Below are 25,551 nucleotides of genomic sequence, written 5' to 3' on the forward strand. Positions count from 1 at the left end.
AAGAGAAGCAGAGGGAATGGGGAAATTGTTGGTTTTTAATCTAAAAACACAGCTTTCTCATCAATCTATGTGATCTGTTTAGAACCACAAATAATTGCTAAGGTGACGAAGTGTTAATGCAAGAGCAAATCAAATATTGCGGGAGTTATAATTAAGTGATAAGAAGAAAAATTTATTGAATGAAAATATATTAAGAGTGTCTTTTAGCTTTTCACGATTTCAATTATCGGGCGGCGTTCCCATGCAAGTTCTTTCCGAAGAGAAGATATATCAGATTTAGGTGTGTGTATTTCAATGGGAATGCTTGTGCTAAAATCGAAACTTAATTGGTTAGATTCTATCGTGACCGGGTTTCTTTTTCTTTTCTTCTTCATCAAGCAAAAAATCGAGGAGTAAAAATTTTTGGTTAGCAGAATTAGTAATTAAAATTTCTACTACAAAAGTGGATATAAAAATTCACTTAATCAAATTAAATGAAAAAAAATTTTTATTTAAAATAAAAAGCCGGGATAAAAATCCCGGACCGTGGAGAAGAGATGAAGAATAATTTTTATTTAAGTGCTGTTTTTGCAGCAACTAGACTTATTTCTTCATCTGTAATTCTGTTTTTTGAAAAATCATTATAAAAACTTGCACAATGTTTGCTTACTCTTTCGCTTTCATCAAATGTTATTGCCTGCTTTACAGCATTTATTGCAAGGGGTGTTCCTATTTTATACAATGCTAATGCGGCGGAAATTCTTAAATCCTCATTTTCACTTGTACGAAGCATTTTCATTAGTGGTATTACGGCTTTAGTGATTTGCAATTCACCGATCATATAAGCACAGCTGCTTTTTAGACCAATGTTATCTGAATTTAGTCCTTCTAATAAACTCTCAACAGTGTTTTGCTTTACATGGGTAATTGTTTTTGGTCGAGAGTGAGCAAAATTTGCTTCGAAAGTAAGAAATACTAAAAGTAGTATAGTAATTGTAAATTTCATTTCGTTCTCCTTAGATTATTAATTTCTTGTATGAAATATAGACTGATTGTTTGCCGACGGGTTAACCATTTAGGTAGAGTGGCGGATTGATGTTATAAACGGTGCAAATCACACGTTTGCAGATTTAAAGATTATTTAACAAAGGAATCAAGTTTACATTTATATTTATTAATTAAGTTTGAGTTGTAAATGTTTCATTGTTTATGAATATCAGTAAAAAAACAATTTCAGGTTCATTTTGGTTTATTCTAGAAGTTATCGGAATATTTCTGATCATCCAGCTGATCAGATTTGTAATTGGCAATTTTGATGCTTTTTACAGCGGGCTCTCGCTAGTTCTAATTGCATTAGTACTATTTCTGACAGCATTTTTAATTGCAAGAAAAAAAGACAAACATCAAAATAACATCCGGGAAAATTCCTTTTCAGATTTGATCTAGCCGAAACGCTTCTTTTCGTCTATTTTGAGAGATTTTCCCCATTTAATACCGAATTTTTCACCGACCATTCATCAATAATTACTTGAATTTTATCGGATTTATCTGATGTTTTCATATGCATTTTAAAAATTTTTTATGGTTTTTTCGGAGGAAAAATGAAATACAAATTAATTCTTTTTTTAACCTTTCTGATTTCTATTTTATTCATTAGTTGTGGCCCCCAGTCGTCTGAATTGAAAATAGAAAATGAAAAATACACACTCGAAAATGGATTGCAGGTTATTCTTCACGAAGATAAATCTGATCCGATAGTTGCTGTAGCAGTTCTTTATCACGTTGGTTCAAACAGGGAAGTGAGGGGAAGAACAGGATTCGCTCATCTCTTTGAACATATTATGTTCCAGGAATCCCAGCACGTTCCTCAGGATCAGTTTTTCAAGAAAATTCAAAACGCAGGAGGAACTTTAAACGGCGGCACGTGGAATGACGGAACAATTTATTTTCAGGTTGTCCCTAACAACTCACTTGAAATGGTGCTTTGGATGGAATCGGACAGAATGGGATTTCTGCTAAGCACAGTTACACAGGAAGCATTTATGAATCAGCAATCTGTTGTTCAAAATGAAAAACGGCAGAGAGTTGATAACGAGCCTTATGGTCATACAAGTTATGTAATTAACAAGCTGTTGTATCCTGAAAATCATCCATATAACTGGCAGACAATCGGTGAAATGGAGGACTTGAGAAACGCAACCTTGGCGGATGTACACGAGTTCTTTAAAAAATGGTATGGACCAAATAATGCAACTTTAGTAATTGCCGGAGATTTTAATAAAGAACAAACAAAAAATTTAATTGAAAAATATTTTGGAGAGATCAAAGAAAGAGAAGAAGTCAAACCACTCGATCCAATGCCGGTTCAGATTGATAACACGAAAAAAGCTTTTCACGAAGACAATTTTGCCAAATCTCCTGAATTGAACATTGTCTTTCCAACGCCGCAGCAATTCACGAAAGATGATTATGCACTTAAATTTTTCGGAGAACTATTTGCTCAAAGTAAAAAATCTCCACTTTATAAAGTTGTAGTTGAGGAAAAGAAACTGGCTCCGTCTGTAATTGCTAACCAGAATTCTCAGGAACTTGCAGGAGAATTTACAATTACAATCAGAGCCTTCCCGGATAAAAGTCTTGATGATGTTGAAAAAACCGTGATGGAAGCATTTGAAAGATTTGACAAAGAAGGATTCACCGAAAAGGATCTTAGTCGTGTGAAAGCAAAAATTGAAACACAATTCTATAACCAGATTTCAAGTGTGCTTGGCAAATCTTTTCAGCTGGCAAGCTACAATACCTTTGCCGGTTCACCTGATTTCGTTACAACCGACCTTCAAAATCTGCTTGGTGTGACGAAGGAAGATATAATGAATGCTTACGAAAAGTACATCAAAGGAAAACCGTACGTTGCTACGAGCTTTGTACCAAAAGGAAGCGTTAATCTGATTGCATCAAACTCTGAGCAATATCCTGTAGTAGAAGAAAAACTTGAAGAACAAAGTGTAATAAGCACTTCGACTGCAGGCTCGGAGGAAATTAAAGTTGACAAGATAGAATCATCTTTTGACAGAACAATTGAACCTCCGGCCGGTCCCGATCCCTTGTTAAATCTCCCTGCAATATGGAAAGACGAACTATCAAACGGAGTGAAAATATACGGTATCGAACAGAATGAACTTCCGCTTATCAACTTTTCAATAACAATGAAAGGCGGACTGCTGCTTGATGATATTAATAAAGTAGGCGTAGCCAATTTGATGTCAGACATAATGATGGAAGGAACAAAGAATAAAACTCCAATTGAGCTGGAGGAAGCAATCGACGAGCTTGGCGCAAACATTAATATGTACACTACAAAAGAATCTATTGTAATTGATGCAAATTGTCTCTCAACAAAATTTTATGATGTTTATTCCCTCATAGAAGAAATTCTTTTTGAACCCCGATGGGATGAAACTGAATTTGAACGAATAAAGAGAGAAACAATTGAAAGAATCAATCGCAGCAAAGCTGATCCTTCGGCAGTAGCTTCGGACGTATTTAACAAACTGATATACGGCAATCAAAATATTTTAGCGAAGAATATTTCCGGGACAGAAGAGTCTGTCAGCGCTATTTCAATGGATGATTTAAAAGCATTTTACAAAAATTTCTTTGTACCTAATCTTACAGCAATTACAATTGTCGGTGATATAAGTAATGATAAAGCAGTCTCAACGTTCCAATCACTTGAGCTAAAGTGGAAAAAGAAAGATGTTGAGTTGAAAGAATATCCTCTTCCAGAAAAGCAGGAAAAAGCAAAAATTTATTTTGTTGATTTCCCGGATGCAAAGCAATCAGTTATAAGAATTGGAAACCTTTCTATGAAGTACAACGACCCGGATTATTATCCTGCGACGGTGATGAATTACAAGCTTGGCGGAAGTTTCACAGGAAATGTTAATCTGATATTAAGAGAAGAAAAAGGTTACACTTACGGAGCCAGAACCTCTTTCAACGGCTCGCTATATCCGGGTTACTTTGTCGCAACGGCAAGTGTCGGTTCAAATTCAACACTTGAGTCTGTTCAAATCTTTGTGGATGAAATGAACAAATACCGCGACGGTATTCCTGAATCAGATCTGGAGTTCACAAAAAATTCTCTTGTCCGTTCAAATGCAAGATCATTTGAAACACTTGGTGCTCTGCGCGGAATGCTGAACAGTATCGCGACTTACAATCTTGCATTCGACTATATTAAACAGAGAGAAGAATATGTCAGGAAGTTCAACCAGGATCAGCTAAAAGAACTCGCTCAAAAATATATTGAGCCAAACACAATGACTTATCTGATTGTAGGTGATGCAAAAACCCAGCTTCAACCGTTAAAGACTCTCGGACTTGGTGAACCTATTTTGTTGGATAGAGATGGAAATCTATTGTAATTATTAAAAGATATTTCTGAAATAAGGCTGTCTCACAAGAAATGTTTTCTCGATAATTTTTCTGTCCCAATAGATTGGGACAGAAAAAACCTGCTTGCAGCAGGCAAGCTCGAAAACCTATTAGAATAAAAGGTTCTCGAGTAAAGAAATATATCGAGAAAACCTTATGAGACAGCCTTTTTTATTGATAAAAATGATTGAATATGAAGGATTTGCTACTTAATTTAATTTCAGATTCTTTAAAAGCTTTGTAGGAAACAATAAAAGTGCCGCAATGAAAGAATTTTTTAGTGTTCAGGAAGTATCAAAGCTGTTGAACGTAAGTCACTCTGCAGTGTTATATCACATTCGTTCAGGAAAACTTAAAGCTCAGCAGGTCGGGAAAATTTATATTATCTCTAAAGAAGATTTTGGGGATTTTCTGAAACGCCATCGTGAACCGAAGAAAAAACAAAAAGTTATTCAAACAAAGCTTGATTTATAGTCGGCTCACTCTTTACAAAACTCCATCACCTGTTTTTCATACTCAGCTAACTCTGCTTTGCTCGCTCCGGATAATTTTTTAATTGTATAACAATAAGCGAAAATTATTGGCACAGTCATTTTATTTTCGTCTGAATAATAGTCATCTATTTTCCTAACAATGTCACTCATTGATATCTCGCCGGATTTCCCATCTTCATATAGTTTTTTAATCTCTTCCTTACAGCCCAATGATGCGATCTCCGGATACTTTTCTCCTGTTAGACGAATACGTTCAAGAATCGAACTTAAATAGGTGTCCTTTGAAGTGCTGTAATACTGTGCGGGTGCTTCCATTCTAATCCAGGTGTAACCGTTTTCCAGATCCTTTGTTAAACGTTCTGACTGAGAGAAAATATTTATCGCAGAGATTATTGTTAAAATGATAAATGATTTCATCATTCAATCGGAGCGAGTAAAAGTTCAAAATGTTTAAGCAGATGTTTGATATCGCTTTGAATCCAGTCTTCATCTTTCTGAGTTGGTTCAATATCAACAACGCGGAGTATTTCATACCTGATCTGCAGCGTGACCCTGTTGCCTTTGATGAATACTTTACTATTTCTGTTGACGGTTGTTCTTTGCACCGTTCCCAGTACGCTCGTATTAAATCCTTTGTTTTCAAAGATCGGGCTGTTATTGATTACATCATTCAGCATTGCGGCATCGACGTCACTGTCGAGCTCGTAGATTGCAGTGCAATAAGTAACCATTTCTTTAAGGCTTCCGCTTAATTCTATTTTCTTTTTCATATGATTCTTGTAAAAGTTGATATCCAAAATTTATGATTTAATCCTCAAAACTCAATTCATTTAAAAGGATTATTTTCACATGTAGCAGTATATTTTGATTAAACAAACAAATAAATCTTATGGCATCACATCTTCTCAGTAAATCATCTTACATAAAAGGACTTCAGTGCGAAAAGCATCTCTACCTTTATAAATATCATTATAATGAGATGGATGAACTTTCTGATATGCAGAAGTCGATATTTAAAAGAGGGACAAATGTTGGAGTACTTGCACAGAAACTTTTTCCAGACGGTGTAATAGCTGCGGAAGGAGATCCGCCCAATTATGAAAAAGCGATATTAAAGACGAACGAATTAATTAAAAGCGGGATCAAAGTAATTTATGAGGCTGCATTTCTATCAGACGAAGTTCTTTCTATTGCTGATATTGTTGTGATAGAGAATGATGGCATAAAAGTTTACGAAGTTAAAAGCTCTACTTCGATATCTGAAACATATTTGAACGATGCTGCTCTTCAGTATTATGTTATCTCAAGTCTCGGGATGAAGATAAAAGACTTTTCTATTATCTATATCAATAATCAGTATAAGAAAAGGTGAATTAAACCTAAAAGAATTATTTCTTACTGAATCGGTTCTTCAATCAATTCTTGAATTGCAGAAATCCGTAAAGGAAAACGTCGAAAGATTTAAGAAGATGTTGGTAAAAAGAAAGATGCCTTCGATTGATATCGGCGAGCATTGTCATAATCCATATACTTGCAGCTTTTTTGACTATTGCAGGAAGCATATTCCGGACAATTCCATATTCGACTTTACCGGAATGCGTCTATCTAAAAAATATGAACTTTACAGAAATAATATTATCAGGCTTGATGATGTTCCAGTTGATTATCCACTCGGCGAAAGCAACCGACTGCAGCTTGATACTTACAAAAGCGGAAAACAGGTTGTCAATAAAAAAGCGATAAAAGCATTCATTAGTGATTTGAATTACCCATTATATTTTATGGACTTTGAAAGTTTTCAGCCGGCTGTTCCGTTGTTTGATGAATCAAGACCATATCAGCAAATTCCCTTTCAATATTCTGTATATCTAAAGAAAACGAAAAACAGCGAAGCAAATCATTTTGAGTTCCTTGCTGAACCAGGAGATGACCCAAGAAAAAAATTCATTGAAAACTTATTAAAGATAACGAATGATTCCGGTGATGTTCTTGTTTACAACAGGACATTTGAAATCACCAGGCTGAATGAAATATCAAGAGATTTTCCGGACTATGCAGAAGATATTGAAAAGCTGATTTCAAGGATTAAAGATCTGATGTTACCATTTCAAAAGAAATATTACTATTCACCGGAGATGAAAGGTTCTTATTCAATTAAAGCGGTACTTCCCGCACTCGTTCCCGAGCTGAGTTATGATGATCTGGAAATTAATGAAGGTGGGCTTGCTTCAATTGCGTATGAAAGTCTGCTAACCGAAACAGACTTAATGGTTATAGCTGAAGTTAAGCAACAGCTGCTTGCATATTGTAAGCTTGACACTCTGGCGATGGTGAAAATTTTGGAGAGATTAGAATTAATATCTGATGGAAAATAAAAAAACGCACCGGAGTGCGTTTTCATTTGATCAAAAAATAATGCTTAATTATTTCCCGAATACGTATCTAATATTCAAACCAAACCAGCCTGCTTCAAAATCGGTATCTTCAATTATTATAAAAGTTGGACGCCAGTCGGCACCGATTGCCAATGGAATATCAAAGTGATATTCTATTCCGATTTCACCGCTAACACCAAGTGCGAAAGGATCGCCAAGATATGCTGATGGTCCAACGCCAAGATACCAATCAAAGCCAGAACCTAATGGCTGGTGTATAAAGTCCCAGAGCGCATCTACTCCGACGCCGTCATCACCGAAGGAAACATCAGCATGAATCCTGCTAAAACTGCCCAGACCGAAAACACCGTCAATTGCAAAGTGACCGCCAAATGCATCACCGAATCGAATACCAACTTCCTGAGCCTGTGTAAATTGGACAAGACCCGCTAAAACAAAAATGGTGAATAAGATTTTTTTCATTTTTTTCCCTTTATTATTTATTATTTGTTTAGTTGATTTTTACTGCAAAAGATATTTCTTCAGAATAAAATTATAGTCCTAATTTCACACCAGCGTTAATAAAAATTGATCTTGATTTACCAACATCAAAAGATGCAACGCTAGATACATCAGTTAGCGACCACTCATATTTTAAATCGACAAAGAACATCGAGATATCGACACCAGCACCGAGAAATACTCCCCAGCTTGCATCATTGAAATCATCTTTTGTTAATTCGAATGCATTAACAGTAGTAACGATCAGCACAGAAGCGCCGCCAAAAGCACGCAGCCCGATCAAGGTAGCTTCTTCTTTTAATAGATAATATCCAATCATTGCCGGAATACGTATGCCGCTTATTTCGGTATTGAATGTTATTTGGTCATCGTTAGAGTTGTATTCATTGCTTTTGTAAGTCCAGAATATTCCGCCCTCGCCATAAAATTTATCGCCCATCAATACTGTTCCTCCAATCTGCCAGCCGACTTTAGCGGAGGTTTCTCCCGATACGGGATCTTCAGAAAAATCCGTGAAGTTGATACCTATCGCAGGCTTTATTTTTAGCTGTGCAAATGAAAAGCTTGTTAAAAAAAGTAAACACAGAAATAAAGCAACAGCAAATATTTTTTTCATTTTAAAGATCCTTTCAATAAATGAGATGGTAACAGATTCAATTGATGTTTAATTTATTTACGTTGATCATCAACGACGTTCGTAATTAAACGATACAAATATAAATGAGTTGTAGCTAATTGAATGGTTAAAAATAATGTCTCCAATCGAAGATTAATCTAAGACCAAGATTCCAAATCGTTTTAAGTTCGGGTATTGAAGCAGTATCACCAGTTGACTCTAAAACTGCAACATTGCTTGGGATATCAATGCCGCCATAGAGCGGAATGAACATTGAGGATCGCTGACCAACATCGAATGTTTTAAATGGACGGTATTCAACAATCGGAAATTCAAATAGAGTCGAGCGATATGATAAAATATATAATTGCTCTAGTCCTTGCGCATCTGCTGAAACATTAAATAATGCGTCACGTTCTTTAGTCCTTCCGTAAAAATAAACGGCTACTTCTCTACCAAGTACAAATTGGAAGCGACCAAAAGATGTTTCAATACCAGACTGCCAGGGAATTAGTCCCCCATTAACAGCAGTGACTCCGACCTTTGTCATGGCTTCCTGATCGATAAAGTATAGAATGGGTGCAAGAATTAATAAATCACCAGGCAATAGATAAAATGGAAGCCTGAGCCGGCCATTGTAAGCAGATCTTCCGGGAATGGCTGCTAATAAGTTTCCATAATTTTGAAGCTCTTCGGTACTAACAACACCAGTTGAGGAAGAACCATCCTGTCGCCAACCTGCAGCTAAAAAGATAAGACCATCACCGGCTTCATTTAATACACCGTCAAGTCCAACACCAAATCGAAAAGCAATTTCAAGTCCACCAACAACACCTGCAGTTTCTTGATTCAATCCGAATCCACCATTAATTATTGATCCTTTCATTGCGGGAGAGAAACCGACAAATGTTCCTATCTCTGCTCTGAATCTTGGCAGCTCACCCAATCCTTGTACAAGAGCCGGAACGGGAGTTTTAATGAATACATCTGTCAATAACTTTTCAAATGCGGGATTAGATCCGTGCGGCGGCATATAATTATTTTGACAAACACTGAAATTTTCAGGACCCGGAATTTTATCATCTCTTTTATAGATTATTTCAGGGTAATTGCCAAGAGCTGCATCTAGAAATTGTTCCAGACTTGTCACAACTACATTTGCTGCTCTGTCTGCGTCTTCGTATCTCATCCAGGCATCACCGGTGAGAACAACATTTTCACCCCCCCAGGTGCTTGCTTTCAATCCAATTTCATTATAATAATCATGCGTTCCTTTTCTTTGAGAAGCATCTCCCCAAGTGCCCGCTGCGTGGCCGGAAGCAAAAACATCCTGTAAAAAGTGAATCGCAAAAGCTTCATCAGCAAGCGCCGATAATATTATAACGGATCGTTCCTCCTGAGTAAAATTATTGTTTGACAGTAGTGATGCTTTTGATATTGCAGAATAGTGATACCAGGCATAAGCTGCGATTGCATTTAGCTCAGCACCTTCTTTGGTACAGGATAGAATGTAAGAAGTAGCATCTATGTTAACATCTGGAAGCGAAAGAAGAAAGTGTACATTATTACTACCTGCTCTTGTTGCGTATTCAGGATCAGCACTTTGCAATCTTAAATCAGAAACTCTGAGTCCGTTTATACGCCCAACTCTATCCTCAGCCATTTGTAAATCAATTTTTAACTGGGCAGTAATGTCTGCTACTTTTAATATCCAGTCTGCTTGAAGAATATTAAACAACATATTTTCAGCGGAACAGGAATGGTCTCCGGCAATTGCCGGCCATGCAGCATAATCAATTTTTTCCGGCTTGGTAAGTTGCTGGAGATCTATGACTGACTCGGTTAACCTGAACTCATATCCGATTCTGGCTTGTTGCCCAAAGCCCGTCTAACGTCGAGGTATGGTCAGCAGATAGTTTTGAGATTGCCAGAAGCATTATGTCCCTGTGCTCAGGATAAACCCAGGCATTAGATTTACCCAATCCCAATATCATAGTAAGGAACAGGCTAATAAAAATGCTTTTCATTGAAACCCCCTGATTTGAGAAAACGAGAAATTTTAATCGTAAATATCCTTTAATTCTTTTATACTGCCAATGGCTTCATTAACAACAACTAAAGGTATTCCAAAGTTCAACTCAATTTCTGATGAGAGATCTGCCGCAGTAATTTTCCTCGTTCTATGTTCGATTCCAGCTATTTCAGTAAATGAGAAGTTTTTTAACACTTTTGACCCATTTACCGAATAGCGGGTTAACCGGACAGCATTCATAAAAACCGCATTGTCGGAATAGGATTCTTCAATTACTTTTCTGAAATCTTCAATCTTGCGCTCGTGAGCGAGTGTTGTGTACCAATGCTGAAGTTTTCCGTCAGAGTATTGTTCGATTTTTATTTTTCCTGTCTCATCTTTTGGCTGTACGATGTATTTCTCATTACCAAATTCAATAACATAATCTTCAGTCAGAAACGTTGGCAATGGTTCAAAAAATGGTGCTGCGTTACCTGCGTCGATCAGGTATTCCTTATTATCTATATTAACAATACTGATAATGTGGACATCAGGATTTTTCATATCGGCACCGCAAAGCCGAATATCGTAACCAAGATATTTCAGTAAAGAAAAGAGATAATAGTTATTTGTGTAGCAAGTTCCGCCAAAATTATATTTTTCAATCCCCTCAAGAAATAATCCGAGATCGGGGATGTAATTCATTCCTCGTTTTTTATAAATCAGCTTGGAAATGTTTTCAAATGGAACTTTAATAAGATGAGCTTTTACAATCCGGTTGAGCAAATCAAGACTCGGATTTGATTTATCAATTTCCAGCAGATGAAGATATTTGGTAAATAATTTTTCTTGATTTGACATTTTGAAAATCATCTATGATAAAGAGAAGATCGTTCAAAAATCCGGCATCTGGAATCAGGTATCATTCATTCTTTTTTTCTTCATTTCTTTCAGAAGATCATTCCCTTTATCCCAAACACGAATATCAATTCTTTTCATTGCGTGAAGCTTCATCGCAGTGGTAAAATCATATTTTAGTGCGAGTGATCTGCAATCAGCGCTTCTGCATAATGATGGTGCATGGTCGTGAATGCTGCAGCCGTTTTCATCAAGGTAAACACAGTCACCATTTGGTTTGTGTGCAAGCATCAGTGCATCAGCAATATAAGGATGAGGTTCGGTTAAATATTCTTCGGGATTATCTTCTTCAGTTAACCTGATTGCATCTCCCTGGCAACAGAGAGTGCAGCCGTTGCAGGGAACGAAAGTATATTTTTGTTTGGTTGCCAATTCGTTTTTTAAGATGGAATATTTATTCATTATTAAATTACTATTTTTCATCACCTTTAAAAACAAACTAGGAATAATATTTTGGTTAGAGTAAAAATTTGTTGTATCTCCTCTCTTGAAGAAGCAAGACTCGCAATAAGATATGGCGCTTCTGCTCTTGGGCTTGTATCTGAAATGCCAAGCGGGCCCGGAGTAATTGATGAAGAATCTATTGCCCGAATTGCTGAAAGTGTTTCTCCCCCAATCGCAACATTTCTGCTGACAAGCAAGCAGAACGCCGGAGTAATAATTGAACAGCACCGGAGAACAAAAACAAACACGCTTCAGCTTGTTGATCACCTTCCTGATGAAGAATTATTGGTCCTCAGAGATAAACTTCCGGCAATTAAACTGGTTCAGGTAATTCACGTTCTGGATGAATCATCAATCGAAGAAGCCAAGAAAGTTCAGCATCTCGTTGATGCACTTTTGCTCGATTCGGGCAATCCCAAACTGAAAGTAAAAGAACTCGGCGGAACCGGACGAATACACAATTGGGAGATAAGCAGAAGCATTGTTGAATCAGTAACTGTTCCTGTTTTTCTCGCTGGCGGATTAAATGCAGAGAATGTTGATGAAGCTATTGAAGCTGTGCAACCTTTTGGATTGGATATTTGCAGCGGGGTGAGAACTAATGGTTTACTTGATGAAGAGAAATTGAAAATGTTTCTCGATAAGGTTCAAATGTTCAATTTGAAAAACATTTACCGAACCACAAAAAATTAAAAAATTACTTGGTTTATGTTTAGAAAATTTGACTTAGAGTTTACAAGTGCTATTTTTCTTCAGCATAAAAATATTCATCTGTACAAATAGTTTTAGTTCTTAACTATTCCAATTAACTAATTATTCATTCACATAATAAGAGAGGGCATATGCGAGTAAATTTTTTACTGTTGTGTGTTCTGGTTTCTATTCTTATGATTTTACCAGAATCAACTTTTGCTCAAGGTGTTACTACTGCATCTCTAAACGGTATTGTTCAGGATGCTGACGGTAATCCATTACCTGGCGCAAATGTAATGGCCGAACATATTCCGAGTGGAAGCCAGTATGGTGCTGCTACAAGAGACAATGGATTTTTTAACCTGCCGAACCTTAGAGTTGGCGGGCCGTATAAAGTGACAGTCTCCTATGTTGGATTTAATCCACAGGTTAAGGATAGTATCTTTTTAAGTCTGGGACAGAATTTTAGACTTGAGTTTATTCTGGAAAGCCAGGCTGTTACGGTTGGGGAAATTGTTGTTACTGCAGAACAGGATGCAGTATTAAATAGTAACAGAACCGGTGCAGCAACTTATGTTGACGTAGAACAAATACAAACTCTTCCAACTGTTAAAAGAAGTATCAGGGACTTAACAAGACTTGACCCCAGAAGTGATGGTAACTATAGTTTTGGGGGAAAGAACTGGCTTTACAATAACATTTCTCTTGATGGTTCTTACTTCAATAATCCATTTGGTCTGGATGATCCTGCCCCTGGTGGTCAAACAAACTCGGAACCTGTTCCTTTCGATGCAGTTGAACAGGTTCAGGTATCCATAGCTCCATTTGATGTTCGTCAGGGCGGTTTCACCGGAGCCGGAGTTAACGTGGTTACCAAAAGTGGGACCAACCGATTTCAGGGATCATTATATAGCTTTTTAAGAAACGAATCTCTCCTTGGCAACACTGTGAGTGGTAATGAAGTAATTGCCAATCCCGATTTGTTTTTTAATCAAAGCGGATTTTCGTTAAGCGGTCCAATTGTTCAGGATAAATTATTCTTCTTTCTGAATGGTGAGTTGGAACGAAGAGAAGATCCCGGAACAAACTTCGTGGCTGATGATGACGGCACAATTGATTTTGGTGAGTCAAGAGTTAGAGCGAGCGTGATGGATTCGATAAGAACAAGAATGAAAGAAGTCTATAACTATGAAACAGGCGAATATGAAGGATTTGTTCACGACACAGAAAATGAAAAGATTTTATTAAAGCTGGATTGGAACATAAATGAAAGCAATAATCTTTCATTCCGCTATAACCGGCTTGATGCAAGAAGAGATTTGCCGCCGCATCCATTTGTGCTAAGTTCAGGCGGACGAGGACCCAACGAGACTAGTTTACCTTTCCAGAATTCGGGTTATCAAATAAATAACAAGCTTAATTCATATGCAGTTGAGCTGAACTCAAGATCAGAAACTTTTGCTAATCGTTTCTTTGCAAGCTATAATGTATTCAGAGATAACAGAGATCCGTTCAGCGAACCATTTCCTACTATCCAAATTGACGTTGATGGTGTTAACTATACTACAATAGGTCACGAGCCTTTCTCAATACACAATATTCTGGATCAGGATGTTTTGCAGATTACGGATAACTTTAGTTACTTCCTCGGAAATCACGTTCTCACTGCGGGAAGCACATTTGAATACTTCAGTTTCTTTAATGCGTTTAACATTTTCAGGTATGGACTGTTCATGGTTCCGGCACAATTTGGAGGAACAACTTTCGGGTCACTTGAAGAGTTTTTTGATGCAACCGATCCGAATTCTGCCAACTTTATTGATTTCAGATCAGCATTTGTAAATCCAGTTTCTTCGAGTCCATTCAAAGGTGAAAACATCGAAGTGGGGCAGTTGTCATTTTATGTTCAGGATGAATTCAGTGTTTCACCTGTATTTAATTTAACAGCCGGCATCAGAGTAGATTTGCCGATGTACTTTACTGATCCTGTTGATAATCCGTTTTCAAGAAGCCTGAACCTTCTTGATGAGAATGACCAAATGGAAACAATTGATCAGAGTAGTTTACCAGGTGTAAAAACGCTATTCTCGCCAAGAGTTGGATTTAACTGGGATGTTACCGGTGATAGAACTACACAATTACGCGGAGGAACTGGAATTTTTACCGGACGTCTTCCATTTGTTTGGGTAGGTAACGTAATTTCGAATCCTGGTCCCAATCCAAATCTATATCCAAATGCTGATCCGGTTACTTCAAAGGACGACGCTGTTTTACAGCAGTCATTTGATTTAAACGGAATGGTTGATGACTTTGTATGGCCGCAAGTCTGGAATTCCAATATTGCTGTTGATCATATGTTGCCTGGCGGAATATTGGGAACTGTTGAATTCATTTATGGTAAGGATATTAATTCTATCTATGTTAGAAACGCAAACCTCACGGAGCCCGTCAGATACTTAAGTGATGGCAGACCGTATTTCACAGATGCGAGCGGAAGTAACCGCCTGAATACTTTCGTTCCGGTCGATGGTGATACTATTGGATTCTTTGGCGGCGTTTATGTTATAGATAACTCTGATGAAGGATATCATTACAGCGGAACAATTCAATTGCGCAAACAATTTGACTTTGGCCTTCAGACAGGATTAGCTTACGCATATCAGGAAGCAAAGAGCTTGCTTAAGTCAACTGAAATCGCAAGTGTTTTGTTTGCAGAGAATCCTGTACAGGGCGATCCGAATAAGCCAGAATTAAGCTATTCAGAATTTGGTATCCGCCACAGGGTAACTGGTAACGCTATCTATTCGCATGTTTGGAATGACAATTTCGAATCTCACTTTGGATTATTCTTTGAAGTTTCTGAAGGTAATAGATTTGCAGGTGCTGGTGGAAACAGATATTCGTTTGTTTATGCAGGTGATGTGAACGGTGATGGACAAGCAGGAAATGACCTGATTTATATTCCAGAGAGTCAGGATGATATCGTTCTCGTACCATATATGGATGAGGGCGGCAATACAATTTCACCCGAGGAACAATGGAACAAACTCAATGCATTTATTGAGCAAGATGATTATTTGAAGGAACACAGAGGTGAAATTGCCGAAAGATTTGGTGCTGTTAATCCGTGGTGGTGGAATATCGATTTCAAATTTATGCAGGACTTTGCATTTTTCCTCGGTGGTATGAGGCATACTTTCCAGCTTAGTGTTGATATATTAAACCTTCCCAATATGCTCAGCTCGGAATGGGGAGTAAGAAAAATTGCGAGCTCTGCTGCTACAACTCCGCTTGAACTGGTTGGGTTTGACGGAAACGGCGAACCAAATTTTAATTATAAAGGAACTGCAACAACAACTTACGTTGATGATCCAAGTGTAAATTCACGCTGGCAAATGCAAGTTGGACTACGCTACTTCTTTCAATAATTAGTTTCAGGTTGATAATAACCCCCGCATCGGCGGGGGTTTTTTGTTTTTGATTTAGTATACAAACAAAAAAGGCGTTCATTTGAACGCCTTTCAGAATTTATTATCGAATAGAATTTTTAGTTACGAGATTTAGCTTCATTAACTACGATATTTCTACCGCCTAATTCCGAATCATTCAAAGCCTTGATGGCTTTGTTAGCTTCGTCGGAACTTCCCATCTCAACAAATCCGAATCCTCTTGATCTGCCGGTGGTGCGATCCATTACCACTTTAGCAGAAACAACGTTTCCGTGTGCTTCAAATGTTGACTTTAACTTGTCGTCGTTAACCGACCATGGGAGAGAACCCACAAATAACTTAGTACTCACTAGAACTCCAAAAAAATGTTAAATAAAAAACTGGTCTATTACCAGAGGGTTCAAAACTATAGAAAATAGTTGCTATTACCTAATTATTAATTCAGTCTTTGGACATTCTCTCCCTCAAAAAAAGTTATATTTTACGGTTCTTTACATAACCCGCGAGGAGATAAGCTTAATATCCGCATGTTTCCATGCTTCGTTAAATCTCTTTTCAACTTCAACTGCCTCATCAGATTTGCCTTGTTTAAGCAAAGCCTGTTGAAGTCCAAACAATCCCCAGCCATTATCAGGAATTTCTTCAAGATTTTCTTTGTAAACTTTTTCTGCTTCAGCATACTTTCCGGCTTCAAGCAAAACTGCACCGAGGTTTTGTCTGCAAGGGTAAAACCATGTCGGTGGCTCATCATATCTTAACTGACTTTCATACTCAACAGCTTTTGTAAGATGACTGATTGCTTTTTCATAATTTTTCTTTTTTGCTTCTAGTTCACCATTAGTAACTTCATAAGCAATTTTGACCAGTAGCCCTGCCGAGTTAATTCCCCAAATGGATAATTCTTCAATGGATTTATTGTTAGTCAGCGGACTTAATTTTGTAATTTCATCGGATGCTTTATCAATTTCATCTTTTGCTATAAATGCCATTGCTCTTGCATAATGCCATACAGCCTGCATATAGGGTCTTTCATCTTGTGGTTGTGGGTAATCAAGAATCTCATCCCACTTTCCGAATGTTACATAAGCATAAAGAGGAATTGTTGCAAAGTGCTGAAGTGTCTGGTAACCGCAAACTTCCATCAAAGAATCCGGCGGTTTCTGCGAAGTTTTCAGTGCTGCGTCGATAGCTGTTTTACTGTCTCCTTCCAGAGTTGCAGTTGCCCAGAGAAAATGATAATTGTGCGGGTAATAGGAAATAGGATAAAACCCCTGCTGATTGCATTGGTTAATATATTCCTCATCAGATTTCACTGCACGAATATTTGCAAGCGAGCCCTCGTGATATTTTCCTGTTCTTATATAGATATGCGCGGGCATATGAACCAGATGCCCAGCCCCAGGTGCAAGAAATCTGAGTTTGTCGGCACTTGACAAACCTCTATGCGGTTTCTTTGACGCCTCAACTGCGTGAATGTAAAGATGATTTGCACCATGATGATCAGGATTTCTTTCAATAACACTTTCAAGCACAGCTAGCAGTTCCGGCGTCCACGGTTGTGCTGTTCCATCCTTCAACCAGTAATCCCATGGATGACAATCCATAATTGATTCAGCAAACATTGTTGCAGCATCGAGGTCATCCGGGTATTTGCTGGAGAGATTTCGCATTGCATCTGAATAAGCCTGATCAAGAGGAGTTCTGTCTTCAAGCACTTCAGCAGAGTATCTTTCGGATAAAGCCATAACAAAATCTTTTTCTTTTTGTGTTTCGTTGTCCAGCAGCGAAATTGCTTTTTGAATTGCTTCGTGTGCCGTATGGACAACACCGGCATCCATTGGCAGATTTATATTTGGCCCAAGAACATAAGCCATTCCCCAATATGCCATTGCGCAATTTGAATCAAGTCTAGCGACCTCTTCAAAAGAACGGAAAGCTTCCTCGTGATTAAAACCATATGCAAGTATTACTCCCTGATCAAAATACTTTTGTGCAAGCTCAGAGCTGGTTGTTACTGGGAAATGAAGCGTTCCAAGATTATTGAATAACGGAGCCTTTCCTGTTTCTTCCTTATTACAGCTCAGGAAAAGCACTGACACTAAAAAAAAGATTATGCTAATACGCATAACTATACCTCCTTATAATTATGATTAAATTTAGCCGAGTATAAACTGTGAGATGAAGATTAAACTGAAACTCAAATCCAAATTAATTTCTTGATTGTCAAATAGCAACAATTTTTTGATGGGAATTGAACGTCTGTGATTCAGTTAACAATTTTATGTGAGATGCCCTAATCTTTTTTTATTACCATAATTGTAACATCATCAAAAGAAGATGAATTATTCAGAAATTGTTTCTGATCAGTTAGAATTTTGTTGATAATATTTTGTGGAGATTGTTCAGCCGAATGGATCAGTTGATTCTTCAATCTTTCATCTCCATACTCCGTTTCATTGAAGGATGCTTCAGTAAGCCCGTCAGTATATAAAACAAGAGTATCACCTGAATGCATATTAAAATTTATGAGCTCATATTCAGACTGGTTAAATAAACCAACAGGAACACCAGTTGCATTCAGTGAAATAATTTCGTCTTTTCGGATGACAAGCGGTGGATTATGACCCGCAACACACAATTCAATGTTTCCATTCTGGTTAGCTTTGCCGAAAACCATCGTTGCATAATGCGTGAACATCGTACTTTCACAAAATAATCTGTTAGAACGTGTAACAATTTCATTTACCGGAAGATTGAAAGAAAGCAGACTTCTGATTAATGCATTAAGGTGTGACATCATCAGCGATGCTGAAATTCCTTTTCCTGAAACATCACCAAGTGCAAATAGCAATGAGTCATCATTTGTCTTTATAAGATCACAAAAATCACCGCTGACCGTTCCTGCGGGACTGTAGTGATAACAAATCTCCCATCCGTTTGCTTTCAGGTTATTCTGCGGAAGAAGATTACGCTGAATTTTTATTGCCAGCTCGAGATCCTGCTCAAGTGCCTTGCGCTGAGGATGACTGAGATGATCAAGACAAACAGTTAATAATGGATCAGCAAGCAGTCTTTCAGGTTCAACCGGATCGTGACACACTTCGCAAAGACCATAGGACCCGTTATCAATTCTCTCGAGTGCAGCATCAACTTGTTGAAGAAGATTATAAAGTTTTGATGCGTCAGGAACATATTTTATGTTTTCCTGAAGTCTTCCTCTTCTCTCAATTAAATGATTTTTTATCGATGGTATGTTTAAGCCAGTCATTAATAGCCTCCGAATTTTATACAAATCGAATATAGACTAATTCTAATCTCAACACAATTAGCTAAAATAACCCATTGATTTAAATCACCAGCAGAAAGGTAGAATTTCAATTTAGTGCAAAATCGACTGCGGCTTTTGCATGGATTTCAAGAGTATTAAAAACTGGCAGTCGAATATCTTCTTGTTTAATTAAAAGCGGAATTTCGGTACAACCCAAAACAATTCCCTGAGCTCCATTTTGTTCAAGCTCATCAATTATCCGTAGAAATTTTTCTTTTGTTTCATCCTTGAAAATTTCTATCAGGAGCTCACTCATTATTGCATTATGAATAAATTCCCGCTCCGGTTTTTCAGGGATTATACTTTCTATTCCTTGTTCTTTCAGACGCTTGGTATAAAAATCCATTTCCATTGTAAATCTGGTTCCAAGCAATCCGATTGTGGAAATGTTATCCTTTTTTATTTCTCTTGCAGTTGCATCGGCGATATGAACTACCGGCACATTAATTTCTTTTTCTAAAGCTTCCACATATTGATGCAAAGTATTTGCACATAGTACAAGGCAATCAACGGAACATTTTTTGAGTTTATTTGCAGATTCAAGGACCAGTTTATAGACTCCAGCATGATCATCAGATTTGTTCAACTTATCGATTTCAGCATAATTAAACGATGTCATAATTATCTTTGCTGAATTTAAACCACCAAGTCTTCTGTTAGTTTCCTGGTTGATTATACGGTAATATTCGAGAGTTGAAGTCCAGCCTGTTCCACCGATCAAACCGATTGTTTTCATAGAAAATTGTTTGTGATGAAAAATGAATAAATAATTTATAAGTTACGGTCAAAATTAAAAGGAGTTTTATTATGAAAACAATAATTGTAGTCATTTCATTTTTCCTTTCATCATTTATTTTAGGTCAGGAATCTGGCAGAGTTTCAATTACCGGAGATGCTGATCTGGATAATTTTGTTGCAGAGATTAATACCAAAGCAACAGATGATTATGATGGCTTTAAGAAAGATATGAACATTAAATTTGAAATGTCATCGACTGAAGTTGACAGATATGTTAAACAGGAAAAGATAAATCCTGGTGATTTGTACTATGGTAGCTCACTTTCCCGTGAAATTAATAAGCCGATTTCGGATGTAATGAAAAGCTACAAAAAAAATAAAGCCTGGGGTAAAGTTGCTCAGGATTTTGGTATCAAGCCGGGATCAGAACAATTTCATAATTTCAAAAGCCATACCTTGAAGGGTAAAAATCCAGACGCAGGAAATAATTCTAAAGATGTAAATAAGAATCAGAATAAAATTCAAAAACAGAACAAGAATAACTCCGATAATAGTCAGGAAAATATTAACAAGGGCAAAAAGTAAAAATTTCTGTTACATTATCGGCTGGAATGCGAAAAAATCACCCAGATAGTATGGCCAAAGCAATAATGCCAGTAATCCTTTAAAGAAACTTAATTTTAGAAATCCAATTGTAAAGAGCCAGCCGATAAACCAAATTGGTCCCATTATACCTGCTACTTCAACTTTTCTACTCATGACTTTTTCCTTTCAGATTTAATGATAAAAGTGTGCGGTCAAAATTAAAAAAATTAATTTAAGATATTCGTGATTAATACAATATTTACTAAATTGAATTTTACTAACTAATAATATCTTAAACTTAAGGAGGAATAATGGGAAGGAAGATAATCGGAGTAATTGTTGGATATGTCGCAATGGCTACGTTTGTATTTATCTCTTTTACAATTCTGTATATGATTCTTGGACCAGAAGGCTCATTTCAACCTGGAACATATCAGGTCTCCGCAATCTGGCTTGTGTTGAGTCTGGTTCTTGGATTGTTTGCTGCAATAATTGGTGGTCTGGTCTGTGTGCTTATTGCGAAAGATAAGAGTGCTGCACTATGGCTTGCCGGGCTGGTTCTTGTACTCGGATTAGTTCTTGCAATTCCACAGTTTGGTATATCGGAAGAAGAGATGAATAAAATTCGCGAAGGTAATGTCGATAATATGGAAGCTATGCAAAATGCAAAGCAGCCGCCATTAACATTAATTCTTAATCCAATTATTGGAGCGGTTGGTGTTATCGCAGGATCCAGGTTGAAAAAGGTGAAGCAGGCGTAGTAAGAAATTATTAATTAATAATTTTCTCAAAGCATCTGCTGTCCGGATCATCGGCGTGGCTACCATAACATTTAATCGGGGTGTAACCGAAGGTTCTGTAAAGATTCATAGCTTCAGGCTGCTTTAAACCTGTTTCAAGAATTAATCTTTGATAATGAAGCTCTTTAGCATGTTGCTCAAGTTTGGTCAATATGGACTTCGAAATTCCCAGGCCGCGGGAATCTTTTTTTACATACATTCTTTTTATTTCGGCTGTTGTCTCATCGAAATGCTTTAGTGCACCACAGGCAACAGCAGAGTCTCTTTCATTGTAAGCCACGAAAAAAACCAGCATTTCTTTGTTTTCTTCATAAAAGCTTTCAATTACTCCTTTTCCATAAAATTGTTCGAGCTCATTATGCAGTTCATCCGAAAGAAGTGTTACCTCCTTCGATGTGGGTTTTGCAGTTTTGAATTTGATATTCATCAGCAGTTTATTTAAGAAAATTTTCCGGATGCTTTTTATGAAAGTCTGTTGCATCCTGATATTTTTTTGCGAATGCAATTAATCTGCCTTCATCAAATAATCTTCCAATGAAGGTAATGCTTGTGGGGGTTCCATTTTCTGAAAACCCATTTGGCAATACAACACAGGGATGTCCTGTCAAATTTGTGAGTAGTAGATTATCACCTTCCCAGGATGGGGCAACATATAAATCGATTTTTTCCATAAGTTCCTGCATTTGCTGTATGAGAAGAAAACGGATTCTGTTTGCATTGATGTATTCAACGGCAGGAATGAATCGTGAAGCCCTAAAAACATTTGGCCAGGCATTTTTTATTTGTCTTACTAAAAGATCATCCCTGTTGCTGCGGGTAAGTTCATCAAAAGCGGCACCTGCTTCTGCTGAAAGAATAATTGAAAGATCATTTAGAGGAATTTCAGGCAGTTCAATTGGAATCAATTCAGCACCAAGTTCTTTTAGCTTTGCAAGTGTAACAGAATCCTGTGAATGAAAATCGTATTGCTTTTCAAAATCATTCTTTAAATAACCGATTTTTAATTTGCTGAAATCCATTTCCGGTTCGTAATTGAAAAGAATATCGTATAAAGTTTGATCAGTACCATCAGGACCAATAATTGCATCGAACACAATCACAAGGTCTTCAGTAGTTCTACAAATCGGTCCAATCTTGTCCATACTCCAGCTTAAAGCCATAGCACCTGCTCGGCTGACTCTTCCGTAAGTTGGACGAAGACCAGTTGTTCCGCACACTGTTGATGGAGATACAATTGATCCCCAGGTTTCAGTTCCAATAGCAAAGGGGAGAAGCCCGGCAGAAACAGCCGAAGCAGAACCAGCTGATGAACCGCTTGAACCTTTTGTTGTATCCCAGGGATTTCTGGTCATACCGCCGAACCAGACATCACCCCATGCGAGTTCACCCATTGTTAACTTTGCACAAAGAACCGCACCTGCCTCTTCAAGTTTTTGTATTACCGTTGCATCTTTATTTATTATTTGGTCTTTATATGGAACAGATCCCCAGGTAGTTCTATATTCTCTTGTTGCTAAAAGATCTTTTGCACCGAATGGAATTCCGTGAAGCATTCCGCGGTATTTACCTTCAGCAATTTCATCGTCCAATAATTTTGCTTGCTTTAGTGCTCTTTCTTCAGTTAAAGAAATTACACAATGAAGCTCGGGATCATATTTCTTTAGTCGATTAAGAAAAAATTTTGTTAGCTCGGTCGAGGTAATTTGTTTTGTCCTGATCAACTCGGCAAGTTCACCGATTGAGTAAAATGCAAGATCACGTTCATCTTCGGGCAATTTAGCATATGAATAATCGCTCAACTTTATAGGTGATTGCTCTTCAGGAAATTTGAAATCCACAGGAATCGGATTAAATAGTATTGCAGGCGGAATGCTGTTTTCAAGATTAAATTTGTGAATGCTTTCATAATTCACTAATTGTTCATTTAATGTGGTTTGCATAGAGTCTCTCTCAGCATCAGTAAACTCAAGTCCGATTATCTTTTCAGCATTTTCAATATTTTCTTTCGATATCGTTTGTGGGAAGATTATTGAATTTATAGAAGTGAGAATCAAAAAAGTAAGGAGTATTAATATTTTGTGCATAATTTCACCTTTTGCATACTTGATTATAAAAGTTCTATTTTATCTCCAACTCTAATCTGTCCCATCGAATCGCAGACCAAATTCATCCCGAACAGAACCTTATTATTAAAATTTCTGAACTTTGATAATGTTAAAAGCGGTTCTTTAAATCTTTCTGCAGTCTCTTGATCGGTCGTTGTAATTACACATCGTGCACATGGTTTAACAGCTTCAAAAATCACATTACCGATTTTAAACTTTCCCCAGTTATCTTCTTCAAATGATTCTCCACCGGTAAAAACAAAATTTGTGCGAAACCTGTTCATTGGAATTGGTTTTTCCATTCTTGAATTTAAATCATCAAGTGATGATTGACCTATTATCATAAAAGGATAACCATCAGCAAAGCTTACAATTTTATTCTTTGCATAAGATTCGTCAACTACTCGTTTTGTTGATTCCGGCATTTTTACAAGATGGCATTTAATACCAAGTAATTCAGAGAACCAATTATCAATCAGTGAGTTATAAAATTCTCCAGTCACAGTATCATCCCAAATAACAACTTTATCTTTTTTTGAATGATCAAAATTAAATGGTACAAGCAGCGTTTCAGTCAGTTTATCTTTATGTTGAAGTTGCAATCCGTCTTCAAGAACAGAAACTTTTATCAAAGCCATTTCAGGGAAATCACGTTGAGTAAAAAATGTGTTCATTTCATCAACCAAAACCCATCTGCGGTCGTATTTCAAACCTCTTTCCTCGACTTCAGCCGATTGCAGACTGATTCCACCAAGGGATTTAATGGGATAAATATTTATTTCTGTAAGTGTAAGCATAAAAGCAGATTTATTTTCTAATTAAGTTAATTAAAGTTATTTCCGGAGTAGAATTATATCTTATTGGAGCCAACGACATTCCTAATCCTCTGTTAATGATCATCAACATGTCTCCAAACCAGAAATCCCCACGGATATAATTAGTTTCTATCATAGTTGGAGTAAGCTGAATAAAAGGGAACACAAGCGTAATTTGTCCACCGTGAGTATGACCTGCAAGAAATAAATTAAAATTGTTTTTCCTGGCAGTTTCAATAAGTTCAGGCTGCGGCTGATGCGTTAGGAAAATCTTGAAATTGCCAACGTTGTTTTTTGAAAGGCTATCAAGAATTGTTTTCGGAACATCTTCAACGTATGTAGCCGTGATAAATGTAATGGCAATTTCAGCACTATCGACACTTATAATTCTAATGTCGTTATCAATCATTTCAACACCATTATAATTCAAAGCTGATTTTACTTCACGCAGACTTTTTTCATAATCATTTCTGTATGCCCAGTTATCGTGGTCGCCAACGCAGGAGTAAACTCCATACTTGGATTTAAGTTTTCCAACCTCTCGGGCACTGAGTTGAATATAATCAGGACCGGTAGTAATTAAATCACCTGAAATCAAAATCAAATCCGGATTAAGCGAGTTTATTTTGTTGATATAATTGCCGAGTCTTTTCTCATCGGTAAAATGATCTGCCTGGATATCTGAAATAAATACCAGCCTAAAGTTTTCGAGAGAAGGGACAAGATTTTCTTTTTTGTATTCTACAGTTCTAACGGAAACGGAGTTATAGTCATAAATAATTCTTATCGGCACGTAGAATAAAAAGAATCCGATTATAAGAAATAAAAGTGCCGAATGAATACGGTTGGTGCCAAGTCTGTTTGCTCTGAATACAAACATTGCTAACAGTTTTAGTATATCCAGCGGTATGAAAAACACAGAACATTGAATCATCAAAAGAAAGTTTATCCAGAAAGGATAGATCAGAAAGTAATCAATAATTTTATTTTCCGGAGAACTTAAGTAAGATCCTGTGATTGCAAAGTATGTGAAAATAAAAAGCAAGACCAACGGATAGAGATTAACCCAGATGAGATAAATTCTTCTTATCAGGTGAAACTTATTCTCATAAAACTTCGGGAAAAAATGTTTTAGGGCGAGGTTTAATCGTTTAACAAAGTAAAATTCTACAATTAATAGTATCGATATACCAATCAGAAGGCGAAGGATTATCCACATATAGAGTGATTTCAGAAAATTAT

27 protein-coding genes are annotated in these 25,551 nt (G+C 37.0%); 9 read left to right on the plus strand and 18 right to left on the minus strand.

The window, feature by feature from the left end:
• Positions 1-550 precede the first annotated feature (550 nt).
• Positions 551-985 carry a HEAT repeat domain-containing protein gene (locus IPM14_02080; protein ID MBK9096909.1) on the minus strand — a complete coding sequence of 145 codons (435 nt, stop codon included), beginning with the start codon at positions 983-985 and terminating at the stop codon, positions 551-553.
• 203 nt (positions 986-1,188) lie between these two features.
• Between IPM14_02080 and IPM14_02085 the strand changes: the two genes are divergently transcribed.
• From IPM14_02085 to IPM14_02095, 3 genes are all read left to right on the plus strand, one after another.
• The gene (locus IPM14_02085) at positions 1,189-1,425 is read left to right on the plus strand and encodes a hypothetical protein (protein ID MBK9096910.1); all 237 of its coding nucleotides are present in this window, start codon (positions 1,189-1,191) and stop codon (positions 1,423-1,425) included.
• A gap of 155 nt (positions 1,426-1,580) precedes the next feature.
• Positions 1,581-4,406, plus strand: coding sequence for an insulinase family protein (locus IPM14_02090; protein ID MBK9096911.1), 2,826 nt, complete (start codon positions 1,581-1,583; stop codon positions 4,404-4,406).
• A 274-nt stretch (positions 4,407-4,680) separates the two neighbouring features.
• Complete coding sequence (locus IPM14_02095) at positions 4,681-4,890, plus strand: helix-turn-helix domain-containing protein (protein MBK9096912.1); 210 nt, start codon at positions 4,681-4,683, stop codon at positions 4,888-4,890.
• A 5-nt stretch (positions 4,891-4,895) separates the two neighbouring features.
• Here IPM14_02095 and IPM14_02100 read toward each other — a convergent pair whose 3' ends face one another.
• Positions 4,896-5,330: a hypothetical protein gene (locus IPM14_02100; protein ID MBK9096913.1), complete on the minus strand. Its 435-nt coding sequence runs from the start codon at positions 5,328-5,330 to the stop codon at positions 4,896-4,898.
• On the minus strand, positions 5,327-5,680 hold the full coding sequence (locus IPM14_02105) for a hypothetical protein (protein MBK9096914.1): 354 nt from the start codon (positions 5,678-5,680) through the stop codon (positions 5,327-5,329). Before IPM14_02105 ends, IPM14_02100 begins: the two co-directional genes overlap by 4 nt.
• Before the next feature lie 119 nt (positions 5,681-5,799).
• Here IPM14_02105 and IPM14_02110 point away from each other — a divergent pair, with 119 nt between their 5' ends.
• Both IPM14_02110 and IPM14_02115 read left to right on the plus strand, forming a co-directional pair.
• Positions 5,800-6,282: a hypothetical protein gene (locus tag IPM14_02110; GenBank protein ID MBK9096915.1), complete on the plus strand. Its 483-nt coding sequence runs from the start codon at positions 5,800-5,802 to the stop codon at positions 6,280-6,282.
• 55 nt (positions 6,283-6,337) lie between these two features.
• Positions 6,338-7,285 carry a DUF2779 domain-containing protein gene (locus tag IPM14_02115; protein MBK9096916.1) on the plus strand — a complete coding sequence of 316 codons (948 nt, stop codon included), beginning with the start codon at positions 6,338-6,340 and terminating at the stop codon, positions 7,283-7,285.
• 48 nt (positions 7,286-7,333) lie between these two features.
• On the opposite strand, the gene IPM14_02120 is transcribed toward IPM14_02115, so the two are convergent.
• The 6 genes from IPM14_02120 to IPM14_02145 all read right to left on the minus strand — a co-directional run bounded on the left by IPM14_02120 (position 7,334) and on the right by IPM14_02145 (position 11,754).
• Positions 7,334-7,768 carry an outer membrane insertion C- signal gene (locus IPM14_02120; GenBank protein MBK9096917.1) on the minus strand — a complete coding sequence of 145 codons (435 nt, stop codon included), beginning with the start codon at positions 7,766-7,768 and terminating at the stop codon, positions 7,334-7,336.
• A 70-nt stretch (positions 7,769-7,838) separates the two neighbouring features.
• Positions 7,839-8,423: an outer membrane beta-barrel protein gene (locus IPM14_02125; GenBank protein MBK9096918.1), complete on the minus strand. Its 585-nt coding sequence runs from the start codon at positions 8,421-8,423 to the stop codon at positions 7,839-7,841.
• A 127-nt stretch (positions 8,424-8,550) separates the two neighbouring features.
• A complete protein-coding gene (locus tag IPM14_02130; protein ID MBK9096919.1) occupies positions 8,551-10,164 on the minus strand; it encodes a hypothetical protein in 1,614 nt (537 codons plus the stop codon).
• Positions 10,165-10,276: 112 nt separating this feature from the next.
• Positions 10,277-10,450, minus strand: coding sequence for a hypothetical protein (locus tag IPM14_02135; GenBank protein ID MBK9096920.1), 174 nt, complete (start codon positions 10,448-10,450; stop codon positions 10,277-10,279).
• A gap of 32 nt (positions 10,451-10,482) precedes the next feature.
• On the minus strand, positions 10,483-11,295 hold the full coding sequence (locus tag IPM14_02140) for an arylamine N-acetyltransferase (protein MBK9096921.1): 813 nt from the start codon (positions 11,293-11,295) through the stop codon (positions 10,483-10,485).
• A gap of 54 nt (positions 11,296-11,349) precedes the next feature.
• Positions 11,350-11,754 (minus strand): YkgJ family cysteine cluster protein, encoded by a 405-nt coding sequence (locus IPM14_02145; protein MBK9096922.1) that lies wholly within the window; start codon positions 11,752-11,754, stop codon positions 11,350-11,352.
• A gap of 48 nt (positions 11,755-11,802) precedes the next feature.
• Here IPM14_02145 and IPM14_02150 point away from each other — a divergent pair, with 48 nt between their 5' ends.
• Positions 11,803-12,489, plus strand: a complete 687-nt coding sequence (locus IPM14_02150; GenBank protein MBK9096923.1) for a phosphoribosylanthranilate isomerase — start codon at positions 11,803-11,805, stop codon at positions 12,487-12,489.
• Between the two features lie 149 nt (positions 12,490-12,638).
• Positions 12,639-15,917, plus strand: coding sequence for a TonB-dependent receptor (locus IPM14_02155; GenBank protein MBK9096924.1), 3,279 nt, complete (start codon positions 12,639-12,641; stop codon positions 15,915-15,917).
• Positions 15,918-16,036: 119 nt separating this feature from the next.
• Here IPM14_02155 and IPM14_02160 read toward each other — a convergent pair whose 3' ends face one another.
• The 4 genes from IPM14_02160 to IPM14_02175 all read right to left on the minus strand — a co-directional run bounded on the left by IPM14_02160 (position 16,037) and on the right by IPM14_02175 (position 20,002).
• Positions 16,037-16,288, minus strand: coding sequence for an RNA-binding protein (locus IPM14_02160; protein ID MBK9096925.1), 252 nt, complete (start codon positions 16,286-16,288; stop codon positions 16,037-16,039).
• A gap of 141 nt (positions 16,289-16,429) precedes the next feature.
• Entirely contained in the window at positions 16,430-18,064 is a 1,635-nt protein-coding gene (locus tag IPM14_02165) for a tetratricopeptide repeat protein (GenBank protein ID MBK9096926.1), read from the minus strand.
• 167 nt (positions 18,065-18,231) lie between these two features.
• Complete coding sequence (locus IPM14_02170; protein ID MBK9096927.1) at positions 18,232-19,206, minus strand: SpoIIE family protein phosphatase; 975 nt, start codon at positions 19,204-19,206, stop codon at positions 18,232-18,234.
• 106 nt (positions 19,207-19,312) lie between these two features.
• Positions 19,313-20,002, minus strand: coding sequence for an aspartate/glutamate racemase family protein (locus IPM14_02175; GenBank protein ID MBK9096928.1), 690 nt, complete (start codon positions 20,000-20,002; stop codon positions 19,313-19,315).
• Between the two features lie 71 nt (positions 20,003-20,073).
• On the opposite strand from IPM14_02175, the gene IPM14_02180 reads away from it, so the two are divergent.
• Positions 20,074-20,589 carry a hypothetical protein gene (locus IPM14_02180; GenBank protein ID MBK9096929.1) on the plus strand — a complete coding sequence of 172 codons (516 nt, stop codon included), beginning with the start codon at positions 20,074-20,076 and terminating at the stop codon, positions 20,587-20,589.
• A gap of 9 nt (positions 20,590-20,598) precedes the next feature.
• Here IPM14_02180 and IPM14_02185 read toward each other — a convergent pair whose 3' ends face one another.
• A complete protein-coding gene (locus IPM14_02185; protein MBK9096930.1) occupies positions 20,599-20,763 on the minus strand; it encodes a hypothetical protein in 165 nt (54 codons plus the stop codon).
• 137 nt (positions 20,764-20,900) lie between these two features.
• Here IPM14_02185 and IPM14_02190 point away from each other — a divergent pair, with 137 nt between their 5' ends.
• Complete coding sequence (locus IPM14_02190) at positions 20,901-21,350, plus strand: hypothetical protein (GenBank protein ID MBK9096931.1); 450 nt, start codon at positions 20,901-20,903, stop codon at positions 21,348-21,350.
• A gap of 10 nt (positions 21,351-21,360) precedes the next feature.
• Here the strand turns inward: IPM14_02190 and IPM14_02195 are convergent, their stop codons facing one another.
• From IPM14_02195 to IPM14_02210, 4 genes are read right to left on the minus strand one after another with little or no spacing between them, the layout of a single operon-like run.
• Positions 21,361-21,816 carry a GNAT family N-acetyltransferase gene (locus tag IPM14_02195; protein MBK9096932.1) on the minus strand — a complete coding sequence of 152 codons (456 nt, stop codon included), beginning with the start codon at positions 21,814-21,816 and terminating at the stop codon, positions 21,361-21,363.
• Positions 21,817-21,823: 7 nt separating this feature from the next.
• A complete protein-coding gene (locus IPM14_02200; GenBank protein ID MBK9096933.1) occupies positions 21,824-23,473 on the minus strand; it encodes an amidase in 1,650 nt (549 codons plus the stop codon).
• Between the two features lie 23 nt (positions 23,474-23,496).
• Entirely contained in the window at positions 23,497-24,291 is a 795-nt protein-coding gene (locus IPM14_02205; protein ID MBK9096934.1) for an MOSC domain-containing protein, read from the minus strand.
• Between the two features lie 10 nt (positions 24,292-24,301).
• Positions 24,302-25,528 (minus strand): metallophosphoesterase, encoded by a 1,227-nt coding sequence (locus IPM14_02210; protein MBK9096935.1) that lies wholly within the window; start codon positions 25,526-25,528, stop codon positions 24,302-24,304.
• Positions 25,529-25,551: the final 23 nt, after the last annotated feature.

The organism is bacterium (assembly GCA_016716565.1).
Taxonomy (GTDB): domain Bacteria; phylum Bacteroidota; class Ignavibacteria; order Ignavibacteriales; family Ignavibacteriaceae; genus IGN2.